This window comes from Actinomycetospora straminea, assembly GCF_028737255.1.
Classification (GTDB): domain Bacteria; phylum Actinomycetota; class Actinomycetes; order Mycobacteriales; family Pseudonocardiaceae; genus Actinomycetospora; species Actinomycetospora straminea.
The window spans coordinates 371871-393198 of sequence record NZ_JAQZAN010000003.1; the positions used below are offsets into that span (position 1 = coordinate 371871).

The following is a 21328-nucleotide window of genomic DNA, read 5'->3' on the forward strand; positions in this document are numbered from 1 at the left end:
TGGCCCGCGTCTCGCGCCTGCCCCACACTGCCCGGACCGGGGCGCCCTCCGCGACCCGAGGCCGGGTCGGTGCCGACCGACCCGCCCGACCGACGTGCCCGACCGACGTCGCCGACCGGGCCGGGCCGGCGGCGCGGTGGCCTACCGTCGGACCATGCGGGACGGGATCGCGTGACGGCGCGGGTCGGGGCTCTGCAGGCCCCCGGGGTGGAGCTCCACGGGGCGCCGCCGGGATCCGGCGCCCTCGCCGTGGTCCTGCTGCACGGCCGCGACCAGGACCCCGCGTGGATGCGCGAGCACGTGGTCGACCGCCTCGCGGAGCGACTGCCCGACGGGGCCGTCACGTGGGTCCTCCCCGCCGCACCCGAACGTGCGTGGTACTCCGGGCGCGTCCACGACCCGCTCGAGGAGACCCGTGCTGAGCGCGACCGCGCCGCCGCCGTGGTGGACGGGCTCGCCGACGCCCTCGCCGCGCACGGCCACGACGCCCGGTCGACGGTGCTCGCGGGCTTCTCCCAGGGCGCCTGCCTCGTGGCCGACCACCTCCTGCGCCGTCCCCGCCGGTGGGCCGGCGCGGTGGTCTGGACGGGCGCGGCCTTCGGCCCGGTGGGCACCGACCGGTGGTCCGCGCCCGACCCCGCCCCCGACCCCGGCCCGCTCGCCGGCCTGCCGGTGCTGCTCACCAACGGCGACGCCGACGCGTGGATCCCGCTGACGGCCACCGAGGAGCTCGCCGGGCTGCTCCGCGACCGCGGGGCCGAGGTCGAGCTGCGGGTGCAGCCGGGCCGTGACCACGAGGTCGCCGACGACGAGGTGGACGCGGCGGCGGCGCTGCTGCGGCGGCTCGCGGGGGGCGCCGGCTGAGGTGCTCGCCCCGCCGGGGTTGACGATCTCGGCCGTCGCGAGCAGGCTCCCGGGGCGTACACGGACAGGTGTCCGTACAGCGGACGGAGGGGTAGGACGCATGGCGCAGGAGGACGACCCGGCCGCGGCGACGGGCGGGGGCCCGCTCGCCGGGCTCCTCGTGGCCGACTTCTCGCGCGTGCTCGCCGGGCCCTACGCCACGATGTTGCTGGCGGACCTGGGCGCGACGGTGATCAAGGTCGAGTCCCCGCAGGGCGACGAGACCCGCACCTGGATGCCGCCGACCCGCGGCGAGACGTCGACCTACTACCTCGGCATCAACCGGGGCAAGCGTTCCATCGCTCTCGACCTGCGCCAGGACGACGACGTCGCGCTCGCCAAGGAGCTCGCCCGCCGCGCCGACGTCCTCATCGAGAACCTGCGCCCCGGCGGCATGGCCAAGTACGGGCTGGACTACGCCTCGGTGTCCGCCGACAACCCGACGCTGATCTACGCGTCGATCTCCGGCTTCGGGTCGACCGGGGGCGCGCACGTCCCCGGCTACGACCTCATGGTGCAGGCGGTCTCGGGGCTGATGAGCCTCACCGGCTCGCCCGACGGCCCGCCGTTCCGCGCCGGCATCTCGATCTTCGACGTGATGGCGGGCAAGGACGCCCTCATCGGCATCCTCGCCGCCCTGCGCCACCGCGACGCCACGGGTCGCGGCCAGCACGTCGAGCTCTCCCTGCTCGCGTCGGCGATGTCCGGGATGGTCAACCAGAGCTCGGCCTACGCCGCGGGCGGCGTCGTCCCGACGCGCATGGGCAACGCCCACCCCAGCGTCGTGCCCTACGAGCCGCTGCCCACCGCCGACAACGACCTCATCGTCGCCGCGGCCAACGACGGCCAGTTCCGCAAGCTCTGCGGCGTCCTCGGGATGCCCGAGCTCGCCGACGACCCGCGCTTCCGGCGCAACGCCGACCGCACCGAGAACCGCGACGAGCTGCGCCCGATCCTCGTCGAGGCGCTGTCGGGCAAGGGCGCCGACGAGTGGTTCGACCTCCTCGTCGAGGCCGGCGTGCCCGCCGGCCCGATCAACAGCGTCGCCGGGGGGTTCGCGATCGCCGAGCGCTTCGGGCTCGACCCGATCGTCGAGGTCGGCGCGGGCGAGCGGGCGGTGCCGACCACCCGCAACCCGATCCGCTTCTCCGAGACCCCGGCGACCTACGAGCTGCCGCCGCCCGAGCTCGACGAGCACGGCGCGGAGCTGCGGAAGTGGCTGACCTCCGAAGGCTCGGATGTCTGAGGCCCGCGAGTACCCCACCGCGCTGGGCGCCTCGTCGAAGGACGCCATCACGCTGCTCGGCCACGACCTGGCGAACGACGTCATGGGCGAGGTCGGGTTCGGCGAGCTCGCGTTCTGGCTCGCCACCCAGCGACGCCCGACGCCCGGCGAGACCCGGGTGTTCGAGGCCGTCCTCGCCGCGCTGGCCGACCACGGCTACACGCCGACCGCGATCATCACCCGGCTGACCCACCTGTCCGCGCCCGACTCGGTGCAGGGCGCGCTCGCCGCGGGCCTGCTCGCCGGCGGCTCGCGCTTCCTCGGCGTCACCGAGGACTGCGGGCGGTTCCTGCACGACGTGCTCGCGGCGCAGGAGTCGCTGCCCACCGACGACGCCGGGTGGGACGACCTCGCCCGCGCGACGGTCCAGCGCCGGCGCGAGGCGAAGAAGTTCGTCCCCGGTCTCGGCCACCACGTCCACAAGGACGGCGACCCCCGCACGCCGCGGCTCATGGCGATCGCCGAGGAGGAGGGGATCACCGGCCCGCACCTCGCGCTCTTCGCGGCGATCGGGCGGGTGCACCCGGAGATCCTCGGCCGGACGCTGCCGCTCAACGGCGCCGGCGTCTGCGGGGCGGCCCTCGCCGACCTCGGCCTGCCCCTCGAGCTGCTGCGCGCGTTCGCCCTGCTCGCGCGCACCGCGGGGCTCATCGGCCAGCTCGCCGAGGAGCTGCGCCACCCCGTCGGCAACGACATCTTCCTGTCGGTGGACCTGCACAACCGGCCCGTCGATCCTGATCCCTACCTCCCGCCCAGCCTCTGAGAGCCACCCAGGAGGGTCGCGATGGCGCACCCGGCCACCCCCACCACGCCGATGACCGTCACCGAGGACACGATCACCGACCTCGCCGCGGCGCGGTGGTCGACGGCGCACGACCCGCGCACCGCGGAGCTGATGAGCGCGCTGGTCCGCCACCTCCACGCGTTCGCCCGCGAGACGCGCCTGTCCGAGGGCGAGTGGATGGCGGCGATGCGCTGGCTGACCGAGGTCGGGCAGATCAGCGACGAGAAGCGCGAGGAGTTCATCCTCGCGTCGGACGTCCTCGGCCTGTCGATGCTCGTGGTGCAGCAGAACCACCGCTTCGACGAGGGCGCGACGCCCGCGACCGTGCTCGGCCCGTTCTTCATCGAGGACTCGCCGCAGCTCGGGTACGGCGCGGACATGTCCGACGGCATCCCGGGGACGCCGCTGTTCGTGCACGGCACGGTCCGCGCGCTCGACGGGTCGCCCGTGCCGGGCGCGGTGCTCGACGTCTGGCAGGCCGACGCCGAGGGGGCCTACGAGTCCCAGCTCGAGGTCGACGAGGCCCGGCTGCGCGCGAAGTACACCGCCCGCGAGGACGGCACCTACTGCGTGCGCACCATCGCCCCGCTCGGCTACGCGATCCCGATGGACGGGCCCGTCGGGCACCTCATCGCGCAGACCGACATCAGCCACTTCCGGCCCGCGCACGTGCACTTCCTGCTCGACGTGCCGGGCTACGCCACGCTGATCACCCACCTGTTCCAGGAGGGTGCGCCCTACCTCGACAGCGACGTCGTGTTCGGCGTCAAGCGCGAGCTGGTCGTCACCTTCACCGACCGGGAGCCGGGCCCGACGCCCGACGGCGGCCACAGCGACGTCCCGTGGTGCGAGGCCGTCTACGACTTCGTGCTCCAGCCCGCCTGACCGCCCCGATCCGAGGAGCCGCCGTGCCGTCCCTGCCCCTGCTGCCCACCTCCCTGGTCGGCAGCTACGCCCAGCCCGACTGGCTCATCGACCGCGGCAAGCTCGCCGGCCGGTTCCCGCCGCGGGTGCGCGCGAAGGAGCTCTGGCGGGTGGCGCCGGAGTTCCTCGCGCAGGCGCAGGACGACGCCACGCTGCTGGCGGTCAAGGCGCAGGAGGACGCCGGGCTCGACATCCTCACCGACGGCGAGATCCGGCGGGAGAGCTACTCGAACCACTTCGCCACCGCGCTCGACGGCGTCGACGTCGACAACCCGGGCAGCGCGCTCGACCGCAGCGGGCACCCCAACCCCGTCCCGCGCATCACCGGGCCGATCACGCGGCCGGCCCCGGTGGAGGTCGACGACCTGCGCTTCCTGCGCGCGGCCACCGACCGCACGATCAAGATGACCGTGCCGGGGCCGTTCACGATGTCGCAGCAGGCCCAGGACGACCACTACGGCGACCCGGGCGCGGCGGCCATGGCGTACGCGGCGGTCGTCAACGCCGAGGTGCGCGACCTCTTCGCGGCCGGCGCCGACGTCGTGCAGATCGACGAGCCCTACATGCAGGCCCGGCCCGACGCCGCCCGCGCCTACGGGCTCGAGGCGCTGAACGCGGCCCTCGACGGGGTGCAGGGCACCACGGCGGTGCACATCTGCTTCGGCTACGCGGCGATCATCCACGAGCGCCCCGAGGGCTACTCGTTCCTGCCCGAGCTCGCCGGGAGCCCCGTCGACCAGATCTCCATCGAGACCGCGCAGTCGGGTCTCGACCTCGGGATCCTCCGCGACCTCACCGACAAGACGATCATCCTCGGCGTCCTCGACCTGTCCGACGAGACGATCGAGGGCGCGGACGTCGTCGCCGACCGGGCGCGCCGGGCGTTCGACCTGCTGCCGCCCGAGCAGCTCGTGCTCGCGCCGGACTGCGGGCTGAAGTACCTGCCGCGCCCGGTGGCCGAGGGCAAGATGCGCGCCCTGGCCGCCGGTGCGGCCCGGCTGCGCGCGGAGCTGGGCGGGTAGCGGGTCGTCCTCCCGGACGCCGGTGATCGAACGGTCGGCCCAGTGGGTACCAGGGGGCTCCAGACGGACGAAGGCCGTTCGAGGAGGAGTCCATGGCCGATCCCGGCGAGTCCACCACGGCGACCCGTGCGGGCCAGCGGGTCGCGGGCGCCGTCAAGCAGGCGGCGGGCGCGATCACCGACAACCAGGACCTGCGCGCCGAGGGCGAACTGCAGCAGGAGAAGGCGGACGCGGCGAAGGAGGCCGAGCGCGCCGACGAGTTCGCCGAGCAGAAGCGCGAGGAGGCCGAGGCGCGGGCCAAGGAGGAGGAGCTGCAGGTCGAGCGCGAGCGCCTCGCGACCGAGGACGCCGCGGCGGCCCGCGAGGAGCGCGCCGAGCAGGACCGCGCCGCCGAGCAGCGCCGGGCCGCGCAGGAGACGGCGACCCGCCAGCAGGCCACGGAGCAGGTCGCGCGGTCGCGCGAGCAGGAGCTGCGCCGCGACGAGGTGGACGCGGTGCGCGAGCGCGCCGCCGCCGAGGAGCGCGCGCAGGACGAGGAGGTCCGGGCGGAGCAGGCGCGCCGGGACGCCGAGGTGATCGAGGACGTGGAGGAGAGCCGATGAGCAACCCGGTGGCCGCGGTGCCGCGCACCCTCGTCTCGGTCGGGTTCGGCGTGGCACGCGTGCCCGTCGACCTGCTCGCCCAGGTGACGGGCAACGCGGACAACAAGGAGTGGGGCCCGACGCTGGCCTTCGACAGCGTCGAGGCGACCGTGCGCGGGATCCTCGGCTCGGTGCTCGGCGACCCCGAGATGAGCGCGCAGGGCCGGGTGGAGGAGGCGCGGGTCCGGCGGCGCGGCGAGGCCGCGGAGCGCGAGCAGGCCGCGGACGCCCGGCGCGAGGTCGCCGACGACCGGCTCGAGGAGCGCCGACGGCAGGACCAGCAGCAGCGCGAGCAGGTCCGTGAGCAGGCGAAGGACCAGAAGAAGCGCCTCGAGGAGGAGCGCCGCCAGAAGGCGGAGAAGGCCGAGCAGCGCGAGCAGCAGCGCAAGGAGCAGGCCGAGCGCGACCGCGCGACGGCGCACGAGCAGATCGACGACCACGCCCACGAGGCGCGGCGGACGCGCGTGCAGGAGGAGTCCGAGGCCGTCGCCGCCGAGCGCGAGGCGGCCGAGAAGAAGGCCGAGGCCCTCGAGCTGGCCGAGGCCGCCGACGAGGCACGCCGCCGGCGCTGAGCACGCGCACGGACCGGGAGGGGCTGTTCCCTCCCGGTCCGCGTCAGGCGGCCGCCGCGCCGCGGCTGCCGTCGTCCGAGGTCAGCACGCTGCCGGCCGCGATGACGAGCGCGATCGGCCAGTCCAGCAGCCCGGCGGCGGTGAGGCCGACGATCCCGCCGACGTAGACGACCTGGCCCCGCGAGAGCCTGATCGTGCCGAGCCACGGCAGGGGCACCGACAACGCCGGGCCGGGTGCGGCGACGTCGTCGCGCGGCGCGGGCGGGCGCGCGGCCGGCGGCGCGGTGGTGGGCTCGACGGTCGCGGCGTGCGTGGCGGTCATCCGACAGCGTGCCCGAACCGCGCCGTGCGTACGCCGGGTGCGCGGGCTGCGCGGGCTGCGCGTGCGGTGTCCTGGGCGGGTAGCCGGTGACGTGCCCGACCGTGACGCCCTCCTGGCCCGCTACCGCGAGCTCGTCGACCGCGAGCTCCCCGCCGCGGCGGCGCGCGAGCACTGGGTGATCCGCCACGACCACTGCTTCGGCCGCGTCCTGCTCGACGACGCCGTCGGCGGGTGCTGGTACGACGCCCTCGACCGCCGCCGCGGCGCCGCGTACCGCCAGCTCGACGACGAGCGCCTCGCCCACGCCGTCGCGCAGGGGGAGCGGATGCTCGCCGAGGGCGACCCGCTCGTCCGCGACCTGGACGCCCGGTCGCTGGCCTGGCGGGGCAAGGCGCCGAAGGCCTCGCCGTCGTCGACCGCGTGACGTGGACCGCGCCGCCGTCGCGGGGGATGCTGCCCGGATGGTGGCGCCGACCGGGACCGCGCGGGAGTCCCTCACCGTGCTCTGCCGCGCCCTGCGCGAGGAGGTCGACGAGCTCGCCGACTGCCTGACCGCCCGCATCCTCGAGCGCGAGGACGTCTACGGCGCGCTCGGGGTGCCGGTGCGCGACGACCTGCGCGCCACGTGCCGGGCGAGCCTCGACCGGCTGCTCACCCAGCTCGCCGGCGACCTGGCGCCCGACGTCGACGCCGCGGCCCTCACCGTCGACACCGGCCGGCGGCGCGCGCGCCAGGGGGTGCCGCTCGAGGTGGTGCTGCGCGCCTACCGGCAGTGCGGGCGGCTGGTGTGGGAGCGCATGCGCGCCGTGTCCCGCGCCCGGTTCGGGGGCGAGCACGACGCGGCGCTGCTCGTCGTCGCCGACGACGTGTGGCGCATCCTCGACGCGAGCTCCGACCGGCTCGTCGACGCGTACCGGCGCGAGGAGACGCGGCTGCGCGGCCTGGAGCTGGGCCGGCGCTGGGCGGTGATCGAGGGGCTGCTCGCCGGGCGCGGCCACGAGCCCGCCCGGGCCCGCGACGCCGCCCGCCTGTTCGGCGTCGACGAGGACGCCGCGGTGCTCTGCGTGGTCGCGCCGGTCGGCGACGCCGACGGCGACCCGCTGCCCGGGGCGTCGGAGGCGCTCGCCGGGTGCGCGACGTCGGTGTGGCACGTACGCTCGGCGGAGGTCGTGGGCGTCGTCATCCCGCAGGACGAGGACGCCGGGACGACCGTCGTCGACGCCCTGCGCCCCCGCGCGCTCGGCCCGGTGGGGGTGTCGCCGCCGGTCGCGGGCCTCGCGCGGCTCGACGTCGCGTACCGGTGGGCGCGCCTGGCCGCGCGCACGCTGCCGGCGGGGGCCGGGGCCGTCGCGGACCTCGACGACCGGCTGCCGGAGGCGCTGCTCGCCGAGGCTCCGGATCTCGTGCCGCGCCTGCGCCGCGCCGCGCTCGGCGACCTGCTCGACCTCCCGCCCGCCGAGCGCGCCGTGCTGCTCGCGACCCTGCGCGCGGTGCTCGACGCCGACGGCTCGCCGTCCCACGCCGCCGGGGCGCTCTACTGCCACCGCAACACCGTGATGTACCGGCTCGCGCGCCTCGAGTCGCTCACCGGCCGCCGCCTCGCCGACGCCCGCGACCGCCTGCTCCTCGGCCTCGCGCTCGCCGCCCCGGACGACGACGCGTGACGACCGGCCGGTCTCCCGGCATCCGGGACGGGGGTGCCCGGCACCGGCGTCGTGGTGCTCGGATGGGTCCGTGACCGACACGGTGGTGGAGCTCGACGTCGACCCGTTCGCCCTCGACGTCCTCGCCGACCCTGTGCCCGCCGACACCGCGATCCGGGAGGCCGCGCCGCTGGTGCGGCTGTCCGCGCACGGGGTGTGGGCGACGGGCCGGCACGCCGAGGTCGCCGCGGTCTTCCGCGACTGGGAGACCTGGACCTCGACCGGCGGCACGGGGCTCGCCGACATCCGGCGCGGCGAAGGCTGGCGCCCGCCGAGCGTGCTGCTCGACGCCGACCCGCCCGCGCACACCGCCGCGCGGCGGGTGATGAACCGGGTGCTCGCGCCGCGCGCGCTCGCCGACCTGGAGGCGCGGTTCGCGGTCGTCGCGGAGGAGGTCGTCGACGACGCGGTGGCGGCCGGCGAGGTCGACGCCGCCGTCGCGCTGGGCGAGCGCTTCCCCATGACGGTGCTGCCCGACGCGGTCGGCATGGCCCCCGAGGGCCGCGAGCACCTCCTGCCCTACGCCGCGCTGAACTTCGAGTCGATGGGGCCGCACAACGCCCTGCGCGCCGAGGCGGAGCGCCGGGCGGGCGGGGCGCGCGAGTACGTCGCCTGGCAGGTCCGCCGCGAGGCCCTGACCGACGACGGGATCGGCGCGGCGATCTACGCCTTCGCCGACACCGGCGACATCACCGCCGACGACGCCGCGCTGCTCGTGCGGTCGTTCCTCTCGGCCGGGATCGACACGACGATCCTCGCGCTCGGCTCGGTGGTGCACGAGCTCGCGCGGCGGCCCGAGCAGTGGGCAGCGGTGCACGCCGACCCGACGCTCGCGCGCGCCGCGTTCGAGGAGGGCCTGCGCTTCCACACCCCGAGCCCCGTGATCGGGCGGACGGCGACGCGCGAGGTCGTCGTCGGCGGTGACGGCGGGACCCTCGTCCGCCCCGACGAGAAGCTGCTGATGATGCTCGGTGCGGCCAACCGCGACCCCCGGCGCTGGGACGCCCCGGACGCCTACGACCTGCACCGGCGCACCGCCGGGCACACCGCGTTCGGCGCCGGGGTGCACAACTGCGTGGGCCAGGTGATCGCCCGCATGGAGGCCGAGGCGCTGCTCGGGGCGCTGGCCCGCCGCGTCGCGCGCCTCGAGCCGGCGGGGGAGTCGCGGCCGCGGCTGTCGAACTGGCTGCGGGGGTTCGCGAGCGTGCCGGTCCGACTCGTGGCGAGCTGACAGAAGCGATGGGAGCCGACGGGAGCTGACACGGAGCCCACACTCGTCTTCCGGCATCCGGAAACCTCTGTTGGGCACGGTCCGTGACCCGCCGCACACTCCTGCGATCCGTGTCGCCGATGCCGACGGAGAGCCATGACGGTCACCCACGACCGCGGCCGGTCCACCCGCCCCGCGCGGGACCCCGAGCGGGTGTCGACGGGACCCGTCGTGGCCCGGGCGCTGCGTCTGCTCGAGGCCTTCTCGGACGACCGCCCGACGCTGACCCTCAGCGAGATCTCGCGCCGCTCCGGGGTGCCGCTGTCCACCGCCCACCGGCTCGTCACCGAGCTCGAGGTGTGGGGCGCGGTCGAGCGCGACCCCGGCGGGCGCTACCAGGTCGGCCTGCGGCTCTGGGAGGTCGGCGCGCTCGCACCGCGCGGCCCGGGGCTGCGCGAGCGGGCGCTGCCCTACCTCGAGGACCTGTGCGCGGTCACCCGCGAGAACGTCCAGCTCGCCGTGCGCGAGGACGACGAGATCGTCTTCGTCGAGCGCCTCGCCGGCTCGCGGGCCGTCGGCGTGCTCACCCGCGTCGGCGGCCGCTGGGCGATGACCGCCACCGGCGTCGGGCTGGTGCTCCTCGCGCACGCGCCGACCGACGTCGTCGAGCGGGTCCTCGAGGGCCCGTTCACCCGCCACACGCCCTACACGCTCGCCGACCCCGTCCGGCTCCGCGAGATGCTCGCGGCCATCCGGACCTGCGGTTACGCGGTCAGCGAGCGCCAGATCACCGACGACGCCACCTCGGTCGCCGCGCCCGTCCGTGACGCGACGGGCGAGGTGGTCGCCGCGCTGTCGGTCGTCGCGCACCACGACAACCCGCCGGTCTCGGTGCTCGCCCCGCTCGTGCGCACCAGTGCCGCCGGCGTCTCGCACGCCCTGGCCGCCGGCCGCGCCACGCGCCGGCCCGCGCCGCCGGCCCCCTGACCCCCGCGATCGAGCCCCTCCCGGAGGACCACCATGGCCGAGGACCCGGCCGCCACTCCGTCAGCCCCCACCGCCCGCTCGGGTCGCGAGGTCCGCAAGGTCGCCCTCGCGAGCCTCGTCGGCACGTCGATCGAGTGGTACGACTTCTACATCTACGGCCTCGCGGCCGTGACGGTGTTCGCGCCGCAGTTCTTCCCGAAGGTCTCCTCGCTGACCGGCACGCTCGCCGCGTTCGCGACGTTCGCCGTCGGGTTCATCGCCCGGCCCATCGGCGGCATCGTCTTCGGGCACCTCGGTGACCGCATCGGGCGCAAGGCCACGCTCGTCACGACGCTGGTGACGATGGGTGTCGCGACGACCCTGATCGGCCTGCTCCCGACGTACGCCGCGATCGGTGCGCTCGCCCCGGTCCTGCTCGTCGTGCTGCGCCTCGTGCAGGGCTTCGCGGTCGGCGGCGAGTGGGGTGGTGCGGTGCTGATCTCGGTGGAGCACGCGCCGGAGTCCAAGCGCGCGTTCTACGGCAGCTTCCCGCAGCTCGGCGTACCGATCGGGCTCATCGCCTCGAACGCGATCTTCCTCGTGCTCGCGGCGTCGATGCCCGCCGAGGCGTTCACGTCGTGGGGCTGGCGCGTGCCGTTCCTGCTCAGCGCGGTGCTCGTGCTGGTCGGGCTCTGGGTGCGGCTGCGGATCGAGGAGAGCTCGGAGTTCGTCGCGGTGAAGCGCACCGGGTCGATGGCGCTGCCGCTCGCCTCCGTGCTGCGCCACCACTTCCCGCAGGTCCTGTGCGGCATCGCGATGTTCACCGGCATCACGGGCATCGGCTACATGGCCGCGACCTACACCATCCAGTACGGCACCAGCAGCCTCGGCCTGCCCCGCGCGGCGCTGATCGCGATCGTGCTCGTCGTCGCCGTGCTCGAGGTGCCGCTCATCCTGTGGGTGTCCGCGGGCGCCGACCGGTGGGGCCTGTCCCGCACGATCGTCGCCGGCAGCCTCGCCACGGCCGTCGTCGCCGCCCTCTTCCTGCCGCTGCTCGCGAGCGGGTCGCTGCTGCTCATCGCCGTGGCCGTCGCCGGCGCGCGGTGGGCGTCGGCACCCATGTGGGGACCGTCCGCCGCGCTCGCCGCCGAGTGCTACCCGACCGAGATCCGCTACAGCGGCGCGTCGGTCGGCTACCAGCTCGGTTCGATCGTCGGCGGCGCGCTCGCGCCGATCTTCACGACGCTGCTGCTCGCCTCGTCGCTCGGGATGGCGGGCGCCTCGGCGTACCTGGTCCTCATCACGCTGATCTCCGGCCTCGGCGCGCTGGCCGCCGACCGGATCGTGCGCCGCGCCGGCACTCGCACGCCGGAGCGCACGCCCGCCTGACGCCGACCTCGACGCCGACCTCGGTGATCAGCAGGCCGAAACGCACCCCGGGACCGACCCGCGAGGTGCCTTTCGGCCTGCTGATCACCACCGCTACCACCGTCGCCGGTCGCCGACCCTGGTCGCGCCAAATCCCATAGGATATGGTCCGACGTCGTGACCGGTTCCGAGGCGGCGCTGCTCGGCGACGCGCCGGCGCTGCCCGAGCAGGTGGCGCTGCAGCTGCGCGAGCGGATCCTCTCGGGGGTCCTGCGCCCGGGCACCTTCCTGCGCCCCGACCGCCTCGCCGTGGAGCTCGGGGTCAGCCCCACCCCGGTCCGGGAGGCGCTGCAGGCGCTGCGCGCCGACGACATGGTGCGGGCGCTGCCGCGGCGCGGGTTCGTCGTGGCGCCGCTGGACCGCGCCGACGTCGTCGACCTCTTCGCCGTCCAGGCCCAGCTCACCGGCGAGCTCGCGGCCCGCGCGGCCGGGTCGCTCGACGCCGCGGGGCTGGCGGCGCTGCAGGCCCGGGCCGCCGAGGTCGACGCGCTCATCGCGACCGGCGACCCGGGCGACCTCGCCGTCGCCGAGGGCCGCTTCCACGCCGCGCTCAACCGCGCGGGCGGGGCGCGCAAGCTCGCGTGGCTCGTGGGGCGCGCCGCCCACTACCTGCCGCCCCGCTTCTACACCGGCCGCGCGGCCTGGCGCACCGCCACCGTCGCGGCCCACCGCACCCTGCTCGACGCCCTCGCGTCGGGCGACGCCGGGACCGCACGGGCGGCGATGGAGGGCCACGTCCTCGACGGGCGCGACCTCCTGCTCGCCCACCTCGAGGCCGTCGGCCTCTGGGACGACCACGCACGTTGAGGAGGCCGACGATGCCCGTCACGCTCACCGAGGAGCAGCAGGACCTCGCGAACGCCATCGGCGAGTTCGCCCGCCGCGAGGTGCCCGACAAGGCGCGCCGCGACGAGCTGACCGCCGAAGGCCCGCACTCGATGGAGATCTACCGCAAGATGGCCGACCAGGGCTGGCTCGGCATCGCGCTGCCCGAGGAGTACGGCGGCTCCGGCGGGTCGATGACCGACCTGCTCGTCTTCCTCGAGGAGACCTCCTACCACCAGATCCCCATCGGCGGCTTCGGCACGACGATCATCACCGCGGCCGCGCTCGAGCGCAGCGGCTCCGAGGAGCAGAAGCGGCAGCTGCTCGGCGACGTGATCAACGGCGAGCTGCTCGCCATCTCGATGTCCGAGCCCGGCGCGGGCTCCGACGTGGGCGGCCTGACCTGCAAGGCCGAGAAGTCCGAGAACGGCTGGGTGGTCAACGGCCAGAAGACGTGGTGCTCCAACGCCCACATCTCGCAACACATCCTGCTCGTCGCCCGCACCTCCACCGAGGGCGGCAAGCACGAGGGCCTGACGATGTTCATGGTCCCCACCGACGCCGAGGGCCTCGCGATCCACGGCATCGAGACGATGGGCGGCAAGGAGGTCAACGACCTCTACTTCACCGACTGCCACCTGCCCGCCGACGCCGTCGTCGGCACCGAGGGGCAGGGCTGGCGCCAGCTCATGGCCGGGCTCAACCTCGAGCGCATGATCCTCGCCGGGCTCATGCTCGGCCTCGCCCGCCGCGCGTTCGACGACACCCTGGCCTACGTCAAGGAGCGCCGGCAGTTCGGCCGGCCGATCGGCACCTTCCAGGCGCTGCGCCACCGGATCGCCGACAACGCCACCGACCTCGCGGCGCTCAAGCTGCTCGTGCACGACACCGCCCGCACCATCGACGAGAACCCCGGCGCGCTGTTCCCGCGCGAGGCGTCGATGGCCAAGCTCAAGGCCACCGAGCTCGCCAAGCACCTCTCGCTCGAGGGCATGCAGATGCTCGGCGGCTACGGCTACGCCACCGAGTACGGCATGGAGCGCCTGCTGCGCCAGAGCGTCGTCTCGACCGTCTACGGCGGCACGAGCGAGATCCAGCGCGACATCATCGGCAAGACGCTGGGGCTGTGATCCCTGGTCCGAGCCGCGTGCCGCGCTGTGCGGCGGACCTCGTGCTCGGGCCCGTCGTGCTCTCGGCGACCGCCAACGTGGTCATGGAGCTGTCGTGGCCGGGGGTCGGTCACGGGGTCGCCGAGAGCCGGGTCGACTCCGGCAACGTCCTGCTCCACCCGCTGCACCGCTTCCGGACGACCACCGCCTACCTCGCCGTCGCGCTGCTCGGGACCGACGAGGAGCGCGCGGACTACCGCCGGGCGGTGGGGCGGTCGCACGCCCACGTGCACGCGACCGCGGCGAGCCCCGTCGACTACGACGCGTTCGACCCGGAGCTCCAGCGCTGGGTGGCGCTCTGCCTCTACCGCGCGTTCGAGGACACCTGGGGCCTGCTCGCGGGTGCGCCCGGGATGCGGCTGCCGGACGCGGTGTACCGGGAGTGCGCGACCCTCGGGACGACGCTGCAGATGCGCCCGGAGCAGTGGCCGGCCGACCGGGACGCGTTCGACGACGCGTGGGACGACGGGCTGCGCCACGTGCGGATCGACGACCCGGTGCGGGAGCACCTCCACCGGCTGCTGCGCGGCGACTTCCTGCCCACGCCGGTGCGCCGGGCGACCGAGCCGTCGCGGACCTTCGTGACCACCGGTTTCCTGCACGAGCCGTTCCGCTCGCTGCTCGGCCTGGCGTGGTCGCCCGCCGACCAGCGGCGGTTCGAGACGTGGCTGCGGCGCCTCGGGGCGGTCGTGCACCGGCTCCCGGCGCCGCTGCGCCGAGCGCCGTACTCGACGACGCTCACCGACCTGCGGGTGCGCCGGGCCCTCGGTCGACCGCTGGCGTGATCAGCCGGCCAGCTCGCGGCGCAGCGTGTCCTTGAGGATCTTCCCGGTCGCGGTGCGCGGCAACGGCTCGCCGCGCCAGATCACCGTGCCCGGCACGGCGAACCCGGGCAGCACGGCGCCCAGCGCGGCCTGCAGCGCCGCGGTGTCGGGCGCGGCCCCGGGCGCGGCGACGAGCACGGCGGCCACGTCCTCACCCAGGCGCGGATGCGGGACGCCGACCACGGCGGCCTCGAGGACGCCCGGCTGCGCGAGCAGCGCCGCCTCGACCTCCCCGCAGAACACGTTCTCCCCGCCGCGCACGACGACGTCCTTGGCGCGGTCGACCACGTGGACCCAGCCGTCGCGGACCAGGCCCAGGTCGCCGCTGTGCAGCCACCCGTCGCGCAGCACCGCCGCGGTGGCCTCGGGGTCGCGCCAGTAGCCGCGCATGATCTGCGGGCCGCGGAAGCAGAGCTCGCCGACGGTGCCCTCGCCCACCTCGTCGCCCGTCGCCGGGTCGACGATCCGCAGCTCGGTGCCGGGCACCGGGCGCCCGACGCTGTCGGGGTGCGCGGCGTAGTCGGCGCCGGTGTTGGCGCACACCGCGGACGTCGTCTCGGTCGCGCCGTAGCCGTTGGCCGCCGACGCGCGCCCGGCCAGCTCGGTGGCCACGCGCCGCACGAGCGAGGGCGGGATGGGCGCACCGCCCATCGCGATGCGGGTCAGCGACGCGGTCTCCTCGGGGTGCTCGACGGCCAGCTCGACGACGTCGCGGAGCACGGCGGGCACGCCCGACGCGTTCGTGAGCTGCTCGGTCGCGATGAGGCGCAGGGCCTCGTCGGGGTCCCAGTGGTGCATCAGCGCGAGCGTGGCGCCGGAGAGCACGGCGCCGTAGAGCCCGTTGAGCCCGGCGATGTGGAACATCGGGTAGGCCAGCAGCGTCCCGGGCCGGGCGGGCGGTGGCACCGGCTCGCCGCGCCGCAGCGCGGCCTGCTGGTTGGCGCGGCCCAGGCACGCGACGTTGAGCGCGTTCGTGACGTGGTTGCGGTGGGTGCCGACGACGCCCTTCGGCGCCCCCGTGGTGCCCGAGGTGTAGATGATCGTGGCCGTGTCGTCCGGGGTGACGTCGACCGCGGGCAGCGGGCCGTCGGACGGGCGCACGACGTCGTCCCACGCCAGCACCCCGGGCGGCGGCGGGCCCGCACCGCGCACGCGCACGACGGGCGGGAGGTCGGCGCGGGCGGTGAGCGCGGTGAGCGCGTCGACGCGTTCCGGGTCGGCGATGACCACCCGGGCCTGCGCGTGCGCGATCGCGCCGGCGAGCTGGTCGCCGGTCCACCACGCGTTGAGCGGCACGACGACCAGGCCCGCCACCAGCGCCGCCCAGAACGCCACCGGCCACTCGGGCACGTTGCGCATCGCCACGGCCACCCGGTCGCCGGGTGCCAGCCCCTGCTCGTCGACCAGCCACCGCGCGAGCCCGGCGACGAGGCGGCGGTGCTCGGCCCAGCTCGTGCGCTCGTGGCCGTAGACCGTCGCGACCCGGTCGTCCGGCGCGGGCGAGGTCAGGTACAGCTCGCGCAGGGTGTGCGGGCCCCGCTCGTGGACCCGCATCGCGACGCCGTCGACCGTCGCCGGCACCATCGCGAACTCCCCGCCCGGGGCGGTGAGCTCCGCGAGGACCGGGCCCAGGCCCACGTGGTCGGCGTGGTCGGCGTGGTCGGCACGGCCGGCGAGGTCGGCCACTAGGCGGCGGCCTTCCAGCCCAGCGCCGGTCCGAGCTTGGTCGCCATGTCGGTGAGGATCTGGACGTAGTCCTCGTGCTCGAAGGTGAACGGCAGCGCGAACACAACTTCGCGGACCTCGCGGAAAGCGGCGTCGGCGTAGAGCTTCTCGGCGACCTCGTCCGAGGTGCCGAGCACGTCGGGCGCGGCGAGCAGCCCCGGCCCGGGCGGGCCCGCCGGCGCGGCGGTGCGGGGCGTGCGCTTCGCGACGTAGGCCTCGTACTTGGCGCGCTGCTCCGGGGTGGCCGAGTCGGTGGGGATGACGACGAGCCCCTGGGACACGCGGGCGGCCTCGCCGTCGGGGTGGTGCGCCCTGAACAGCGCGATCTGGCGCTGCTGGATCGCGGCGAAGTCCCAGCGGCCGTCGGTCTCGAGGTCGCTCGGCTCCGGCTTGATGATGTTGCTCGTCAGCAGGTTGAGGCCCTGCTCGGCGGCCCAGCGCGTCGAGCGCCCGCTGCCCGCGCCGTACCAGATGCGGTCGCCGAGGCCGGGCGAGTGCGGCTCGACGCGGGCGGAGAACTCCTCGAACCCCGCGGTGCCGGAGAACGTGCTCACCGGCTCGCCGCGCACCATCCGCAGGAAGCGGGCGACCCGCGCGTAGGTGAAGTCCTCGCGGTCGGCGGTGTCGGGGTAGAGCGCGTCCTTGACGTCGTCCCAGTGGATCGGGGGGCCCACCGAGAAACCGGGCTCGAGGCGGCCGCCCGAGAGGATGTCGACCGTCGCGAGGTCCTCGGCCATGCGCAGCGGGTTCTCCCAGCCGAGCGGCGTCACCGCCGTGCCCATCGCGATGCGCGACGTGCGCTGCGTCAGCGCCGCCATGATCGCGATGGGGGAGGAGATCCCGGTCTGGAAGTGCCGGTGGCGCAGGTAGACGCTGTCGAAGCCGAGCTGCTCGCCGAGCTCGGCGACCTGCAGCGTCGACTCCATGCCCGGGCCGGGATCGTCGCCGTCGAAGGTCCCGAGCGTCAGGAAGCCGAGCTTGTCGAGCGGGACGTCGGGAGTGGGCACGGGATCGATCCTCTCGGTGGTGCCGGTGACCGGGCAACGACACCCGGCGCGGGGCCATTCCCGTCGCGGCGCCCGTGATGCCCGCCCGGCATCGCCGGCGGGTCCCGTGTCCGTCGTCCCGCGGGGAGCATCGCCGCATGGAGCTGCGGGACGGCGACGTCGCGATCGTGACGGGCGCGGCGAGCGGGATCGGGCGGGCGCTCGCCACCGCCCTCGGCCGCCGGGGCGTGCGCGTCGTGCTCACCGACCGGGACGCCGTCGCGCTGGCGGCCGCCCGCGACGCGCTGGGCGCCCCGGCGAGCGCCGTACCGCTCGACGTGACCGACCCGGACGCCGTCGCGCGGGTCGTCGCCGAGACCGAGGACCGCTACGGGCGGGTGGACCTCGTCGCCGCCAACGCGGGCGTGCCCGGGCACCCGGCCCGGCTGTGGGAGACACCGCTGGCCGACTGGCGGTGGGTCGTCGACGTGAACCTGTGGGGCGTGGTGCACCTGCTGCACGCCGCGGTGCCGGGCCTGGTCGCCCGCGACCGCGGCCACGTCCTGGTCACCGGGTCGATCGCGTCGTGGTCCGCCGGGGCGGCGATGGCGCCCTACGCCGCGACCAAGCACGCGCTGCTCGGGCTGGCGGAGTCGCTGCACCGCGACCTCGCCGGGTCGGGCAGCGCGGTCGGGGTGACGGTGCTGTGCCCCGGCGCGGTCGCGACCGCCTTCAACGAGCGGAACCACTGGCCCGAGCGTCTCGGGCCGCGCCCGCCCGGGCGGAGCGACGCGGTCGCCGCGGCGACGGTCGACATGCTCACCCGCGGCATCATCGAGGGCGTCGACCCGGCCGTCGCCGCGGAGGCGGCCCTCGCGGCGGTCGCGGAGGGGCGGTTCGTCGCGTCGAGCGACCCGGCGTGGATCGCGCACGCCGCCCGCACCCGCGTCGAGGTCGCCGAGGGCGCGGCCCCGCCGTGGCGCCGCCACGTCCCCTAGTCCGGCGCCGGCTCCGGGCACAGGGCGAGGAAGTTCGCCACGACGGGGTCGTCCTCGTCGCGCCACGCCACGCCGACCGTCAGGCGCGCGGACGGCTCCGCGAGCGGGCGGTAGGCGACGTCGGGGTGGGCGACGCGCAGCGCCGACCGCGGCACCAGCGCCACCCCCAGCCCGCAGGCGACGAGCCCGACCGCGACGTGCGTGCGGTCGACCTCGTGGGCCACCCGCGGGCTGAAGCCGTGCGCGGCGCACAGGGCCAGGTAGGAGTCGTGCAGCTCGGGCTCGCGGTCGCGGCCGATGAGGACGAGGTCCTGGTCGGCGAGGTCGGCGACGTGCAGCGGTCCGTCGCCGTCCGCGAGCGCGCTGCCGGCGGGCACGGCCACGGCCAGGCCTTCGCTGCGCACCGGCCGCACCCGCAGGTCCGGCTCCGGCGGCAGCGGGAGGCGCACGAACGCCACCTGCACGCGGCCACCCAGCACGCCGTGCACCGCCTCGCGGTTGTGCATCTCCTCCAGCACCAGGCGCACGTCCGGGTAGCGCTCGCGGAAGGGGCGCAGCAGGCCGGGGAGCAGCTCGTAGAGCACCGGCGCGATGAAGCCGAGGCGCAGGGTGCCCGTCACGCCCCGGCCCGCGGCCTGCGCGCGCCCGACCGCGGCGTCGGCCTGGGCGAGCACGCGGCGGGCGTCGTCGAGCAGCGCCCGCCCCGCCGTCGTCAGGGCCACGCCGTGGCGGTCGCGCTCGAGGAGCACGACGTCGAGCTCGCGCTCGAGGGCCGCGATCTGCTTGCTCAGCGCCGGCTGGACGACGAACAGGCGCGCGGCCGCGCGCCCGAAGTGGAGCTCCTCGGCGACCACCACGAACGACCGCAGGTGACGCAGCTCCACGGCGCACCTCCCACGGCGTGACCCCGGTCATGCCGGCGTGGAATCACCGGCTCCTGGTTCGCCATTTCCCCACGCCGGTGGCCCCGCCGCATCGTGGACCGGCCCCCACCGGCGAACGAGAGGCGGCCCATGGCGACCCCGACGGTCCCGACCGCACCGAGCGGCGTCCCCGACGAGCTGGCGGCGCTGCTCGCCGACGACGACGCCCTCGCCGCGGCCGTGGACGCCGCCGAGATGCCCGCGCTGCTGCCCGCGCTGGCCCACCTGACCGGCGAGCTCGACCTCGTCGACGACGCCCTGCGGCCCCCGCTGCGCCTCCTGCCCGACCGGGTCGAGCCCCAGGGCGGTATGGCGCCCGAGGTCGTCGCCGCGGCCCGGGAGCGCGCGCTGGCCGCGCTGCGCCGGTTCCGCGACAGCGGGATGGTGGCCGCGCCCGAGCCCGCCACCGCGACCCTGCGGCGGCTGATGCGCTTCGTCGCGGGCGACGTCGGCGACGAGTACCTGCCGCTGATGGCCCACGAGCTCGGCCTGCCCGACGACGTCGGCGCGCCGGGCTGGACGGTGGACGAGGTCGCGCCGGGGCGCACCCTCGACGTCGTCGTCGTCGGCGCGGGCATGTCCGGGCTCGTCACCGCCCACCGTCTCACCCAGGCCGGTGTCGGCGTCACCGTGCTCGAGCGCAACGACGACGTCGGCGGCGTGTGGCTCGAGAACGGCTACCCGGGCGCGCGCCTCGACACGGCCAACTTCGCCTACAGCTACTCGTTCGCCCAGCGACCCGACTGGCCCCACCAGTTCTCGGCCCGCGACGACATCCACGACTACTTCCGGTCGGTCGCCGACGCGTTCGACCTGCGCCGCCTCGTGCGGTTCGGTCACGAGGTCGTCGCGGCGGAGTACGACGACGCGACGGCGCGCTGGACCGTGACCGCCCGCGACCGGGACGGGACGGAGGTCGTCCTCGACGCCGACGCGGTCATCAGCGCGACCGGCCAGCTCAACCGGCCGAAGCTGCCCGACGTCCCGGGCCGCGACAGCTTCGCCGGCCCCGCGTTCCACACCGCCCGCTGGCGCCACGACGTCGACCTCACCGGCCGCCGGGTCGCGGTGATCGGCACAGGCGCGAGCGCGTACCAGGTGGTGCCCTCGATCGTCGACCGCGTCGCCTCGCTGACGGTCTTCCAGCGCACGCCGCCGTGGATGGCCCCCACACCGACCTACCACGCACCGATCCCCGAGCCCGCCCGCGCGCTGGCCCGCGCCCTGCCGCACTACCCGCGGTGGCTGCGGTTCCTGCAGTTCTGGACCTCGGTGGACGGGCGCCGGCCGTTCATGGAGGTGGACCCGGACTGGGACCACCCGGTCTCGGTCTCGGCGCGCAACGAGGCGCTGCGCCGGGCGCTGGTGGCCAACCTCGAGGCCCGCTTCGGCGACCGGCCCGACCTGCTCGCCAAGGTCGTCCCCGACTACCCGCCCGGCGCCAAGCGCATGATGCGCGACAACGGCGTGTGGGCCGCGGCGCTGCACCGCGAGCACGTCGCGCTGGTCACCGACGCGATCACCGAGGTCACCCCGACCGGCGTCCGGACCGCCGACGGCGCCGAGCACCAGGTTGACGTCGTCGTCTACGCGACCGGGTTCCACGCGGAGGAGTTCCTCGCGCCGATCACCGTCCGCGGCCGCGAGGGGCGGGACCTGCACGCCCAGTGGGGCGGCGACGCCCGGGCCCACCTCGGGGTGCACGTGCCGGGCTTCCCCAACCTCTTCTGCGTCTACGGGCCCAACACCGGCCTGGTGATCAACGGCAGCATCCTGCTGTTCTCCGAGATCGCGGTGCACCACGTCCTCGGCCTGCTGCGCGAGCTCCTCGAGCGCGACGCCGCCGCCGTCGAGGTCCGGCCCGAGGCCCACGACGCGTACAACGCCCGCGTCGACGCCGGCAGCGCCCGCATGGCCTGGGGCGTCGCGACGGTCAACAGCTGGTACCGCAACGCCGCCGGCCGCGTGTCCCAGGTGTGGCCGTTCCCGCTCCTCGACTACTGGCGGATGGTCCGCGAGCCCGACCTCGCCGAGTACGCCTTCCACCCGCGCCGTTCTGCTGAGCAGAACGCGCGGGCCTGACGCGTCGCACCCTGCGCGCCCGCTCCTACCGTCCCC

Annotated in this window: 21 protein-coding genes; 17 read left to right on the forward strand and 4 right to left on the reverse strand. The window is 75.7% G+C overall.

Features of this window, described 5'->3' with window-relative positions; translation table 11 throughout:
• Window positions 1-171: 171 nt before the first annotated feature.
• The 7 genes from PH190_RS07160 (at window position 172) to PH190_RS07190 (ending at window position 6131) form a co-directional block, all read left to right on the forward strand.
• Window positions 172-864 carry an alpha/beta hydrolase gene (locus PH190_RS07160; protein ID WP_274230790.1) on the forward strand — a complete coding sequence of 231 codons (693 nt, stop codon included), beginning with the start codon at window positions 172-174 and terminating at the stop codon, window positions 862-864.
• A 100-nt stretch (window positions 865-964) separates the two neighbouring features.
• A complete protein-coding gene (locus tag PH190_RS07165) occupies window positions 965-2149 on the forward strand; it encodes a CaiB/BaiF CoA transferase family protein (RefSeq protein WP_274230791.1) in 1185 nt (394 codons plus the stop codon).
• The gene (locus tag PH190_RS07170; protein ID WP_274230792.1) at window positions 2142-2951 is read left to right on the forward strand and encodes a citryl-CoA lyase; all 810 of its coding nucleotides are present in this window, start codon (window positions 2142-2144) and stop codon (window positions 2949-2951) included. Before PH190_RS07165 ends, PH190_RS07170 begins: the two co-directional genes overlap by 8 nt.
• Before the next feature lie 21 nt (window positions 2952-2972).
• Window positions 2973-3857, forward strand: coding sequence for a dioxygenase family protein (locus PH190_RS07175; RefSeq protein ID WP_274230793.1), 885 nt, complete (start codon window positions 2973-2975; stop codon window positions 3855-3857).
• Window positions 3858-3880: 23 nt separating this feature from the next.
• Window positions 3881-4918 (forward strand): 5-methyltetrahydropteroyltriglutamate--homocysteine methyltransferase, encoded by a 1038-nt coding sequence (locus tag PH190_RS07180; RefSeq protein ID WP_274230794.1) that lies wholly within the window; start codon window positions 3881-3883, stop codon window positions 4916-4918.
• Window positions 4919-5010: 92 nt separating this feature from the next.
• On the forward strand, window positions 5011-5520 hold the full coding sequence (locus tag PH190_RS07185; RefSeq protein ID WP_274230795.1) for a hypothetical protein: 510 nt from the start codon (window positions 5011-5013) through the stop codon (window positions 5518-5520).
• Window positions 5517-6131: a hypothetical protein gene (locus PH190_RS07190; protein ID WP_274230796.1), complete on the forward strand. Its 615-nt coding sequence runs from the start codon at window positions 5517-5519 to the stop codon at window positions 6129-6131. The genes PH190_RS07185 and PH190_RS07190 overlap by 4 nt, the downstream gene beginning before the upstream one ends.
• A 43-nt stretch (window positions 6132-6174) precedes the next feature.
• On the opposite strand, the gene PH190_RS07195 is transcribed toward PH190_RS07190, so the two are convergent.
• Window positions 6175-6453, reverse strand: coding sequence for a hypothetical protein (locus PH190_RS07195; RefSeq protein ID WP_274230797.1), 279 nt, complete (start codon window positions 6451-6453; stop codon window positions 6175-6177).
• A 91-nt stretch (window positions 6454-6544) separates the two neighbouring features.
• Here PH190_RS07195 and PH190_RS07200 point away from each other — a divergent pair, with 91 nt between their 5' ends.
• The 8 genes from PH190_RS07200 (at window position 6545) to PH190_RS07235 (ending at window position 14539) form a co-directional block, all read left to right on the forward strand.
• Window positions 6545-6877: a hypothetical protein gene (locus PH190_RS07200; protein WP_274230798.1), complete on the forward strand. Its 333-nt coding sequence runs from the start codon at window positions 6545-6547 to the stop codon at window positions 6875-6877.
• Between the two features lie 37 nt (window positions 6878-6914).
• The gene (locus PH190_RS07205; RefSeq protein ID WP_274230799.1) at window positions 6915-8117 is read left to right on the forward strand and encodes a PucR family transcriptional regulator; all 1203 of its coding nucleotides are present in this window, start codon (window positions 6915-6917) and stop codon (window positions 8115-8117) included.
• 70 nt (window positions 8118-8187) lie between these two features.
• Window positions 8188-9387: a cytochrome P450 gene (locus PH190_RS07210; RefSeq protein WP_274230800.1), complete on the forward strand. Its 1200-nt coding sequence runs from the start codon at window positions 8188-8190 to the stop codon at window positions 9385-9387.
• A 135-nt stretch (window positions 9388-9522) separates the two neighbouring features.
• Window positions 9523-10353: an IclR family transcriptional regulator gene (locus PH190_RS07215; protein ID WP_274230801.1), complete on the forward strand. Its 831-nt coding sequence runs from the start codon at window positions 9523-9525 to the stop codon at window positions 10351-10353.
• 33 nt (window positions 10354-10386) lie between these two features.
• Window positions 10387-11721 (forward strand): MFS transporter, encoded by a 1335-nt coding sequence (locus PH190_RS07220; RefSeq protein ID WP_274230802.1) that lies wholly within the window; start codon window positions 10387-10389, stop codon window positions 11719-11721.
• A 156-nt stretch (window positions 11722-11877) separates the two neighbouring features.
• Window positions 11878-12567, forward strand: a complete 690-nt coding sequence (locus PH190_RS07225; protein ID WP_274230803.1) for a GntR family transcriptional regulator — start codon at window positions 11878-11880, stop codon at window positions 12565-12567.
• A gap of 11 nt (window positions 12568-12578) precedes the next feature.
• Window positions 12579-13715, forward strand: a complete 1137-nt coding sequence (locus PH190_RS07230; RefSeq protein ID WP_274230804.1) for an acyl-CoA dehydrogenase family protein — start codon at window positions 12579-12581, stop codon at window positions 13713-13715.
• Window positions 13712-14539 carry an oxygenase MpaB family protein gene (locus PH190_RS07235; protein ID WP_274230805.1) on the forward strand — a complete coding sequence of 276 codons (828 nt, stop codon included), beginning with the start codon at window positions 13712-13714 and terminating at the stop codon, window positions 14537-14539. Before PH190_RS07230 ends, PH190_RS07235 begins: the two co-directional genes overlap by 4 nt.
• On the opposite strand, the gene PH190_RS07240 is transcribed toward PH190_RS07235, so the two are convergent.
• Together PH190_RS07240 and PH190_RS07245 are read right to left on the reverse strand one after the other, a co-directional pair.
• Window positions 14540-16264 carry a class I adenylate-forming enzyme family protein gene (locus PH190_RS07240; RefSeq protein ID WP_274230806.1) on the reverse strand — a complete coding sequence of 575 codons (1725 nt, stop codon included), beginning with the start codon at window positions 16262-16264 and terminating at the stop codon, window positions 14540-14542.
• Window positions 16264-17310 carry an LLM class flavin-dependent oxidoreductase gene (locus PH190_RS07245; RefSeq protein ID WP_274230807.1) on the reverse strand — a complete coding sequence of 349 codons (1047 nt, stop codon included), beginning with the start codon at window positions 17308-17310 and terminating at the stop codon, window positions 16264-16266. The genes PH190_RS07240 and PH190_RS07245 overlap by 1 nt, the downstream gene beginning before the upstream one ends.
• A 137-nt stretch (window positions 17311-17447) precedes the next feature.
• On the opposite strand from PH190_RS07245, the gene PH190_RS07250 reads away from it, so the two are divergent.
• Window positions 17448-18287, forward strand: a complete 840-nt coding sequence (locus tag PH190_RS07250) for an SDR family NAD(P)-dependent oxidoreductase (protein ID WP_274230808.1) — start codon at window positions 17448-17450, stop codon at window positions 18285-18287.
• Here PH190_RS07250 and PH190_RS07255 read toward each other — a convergent pair.
• Entirely contained in the window at window positions 18284-19171 is an 888-nt protein-coding gene (locus PH190_RS07255) for a LysR family transcriptional regulator (protein WP_274230809.1), read from the reverse strand. The two genes, PH190_RS07250 and PH190_RS07255, sit on opposite strands and share 4 nt — an antisense overlap.
• 129 nt (window positions 19172-19300) lie before the next feature.
• Between PH190_RS07255 and PH190_RS07260 the strand changes: the two genes are divergently transcribed.
• The gene (locus tag PH190_RS07260) at window positions 19301-21292 is read left to right on the forward strand and encodes a flavin-containing monooxygenase (protein WP_274230810.1); all 1992 of its coding nucleotides are present in this window, start codon (window positions 19301-19303) and stop codon (window positions 21290-21292) included.
• The last annotated feature ends 36 nt before the right edge of the window (window positions 21293-21328 follow it).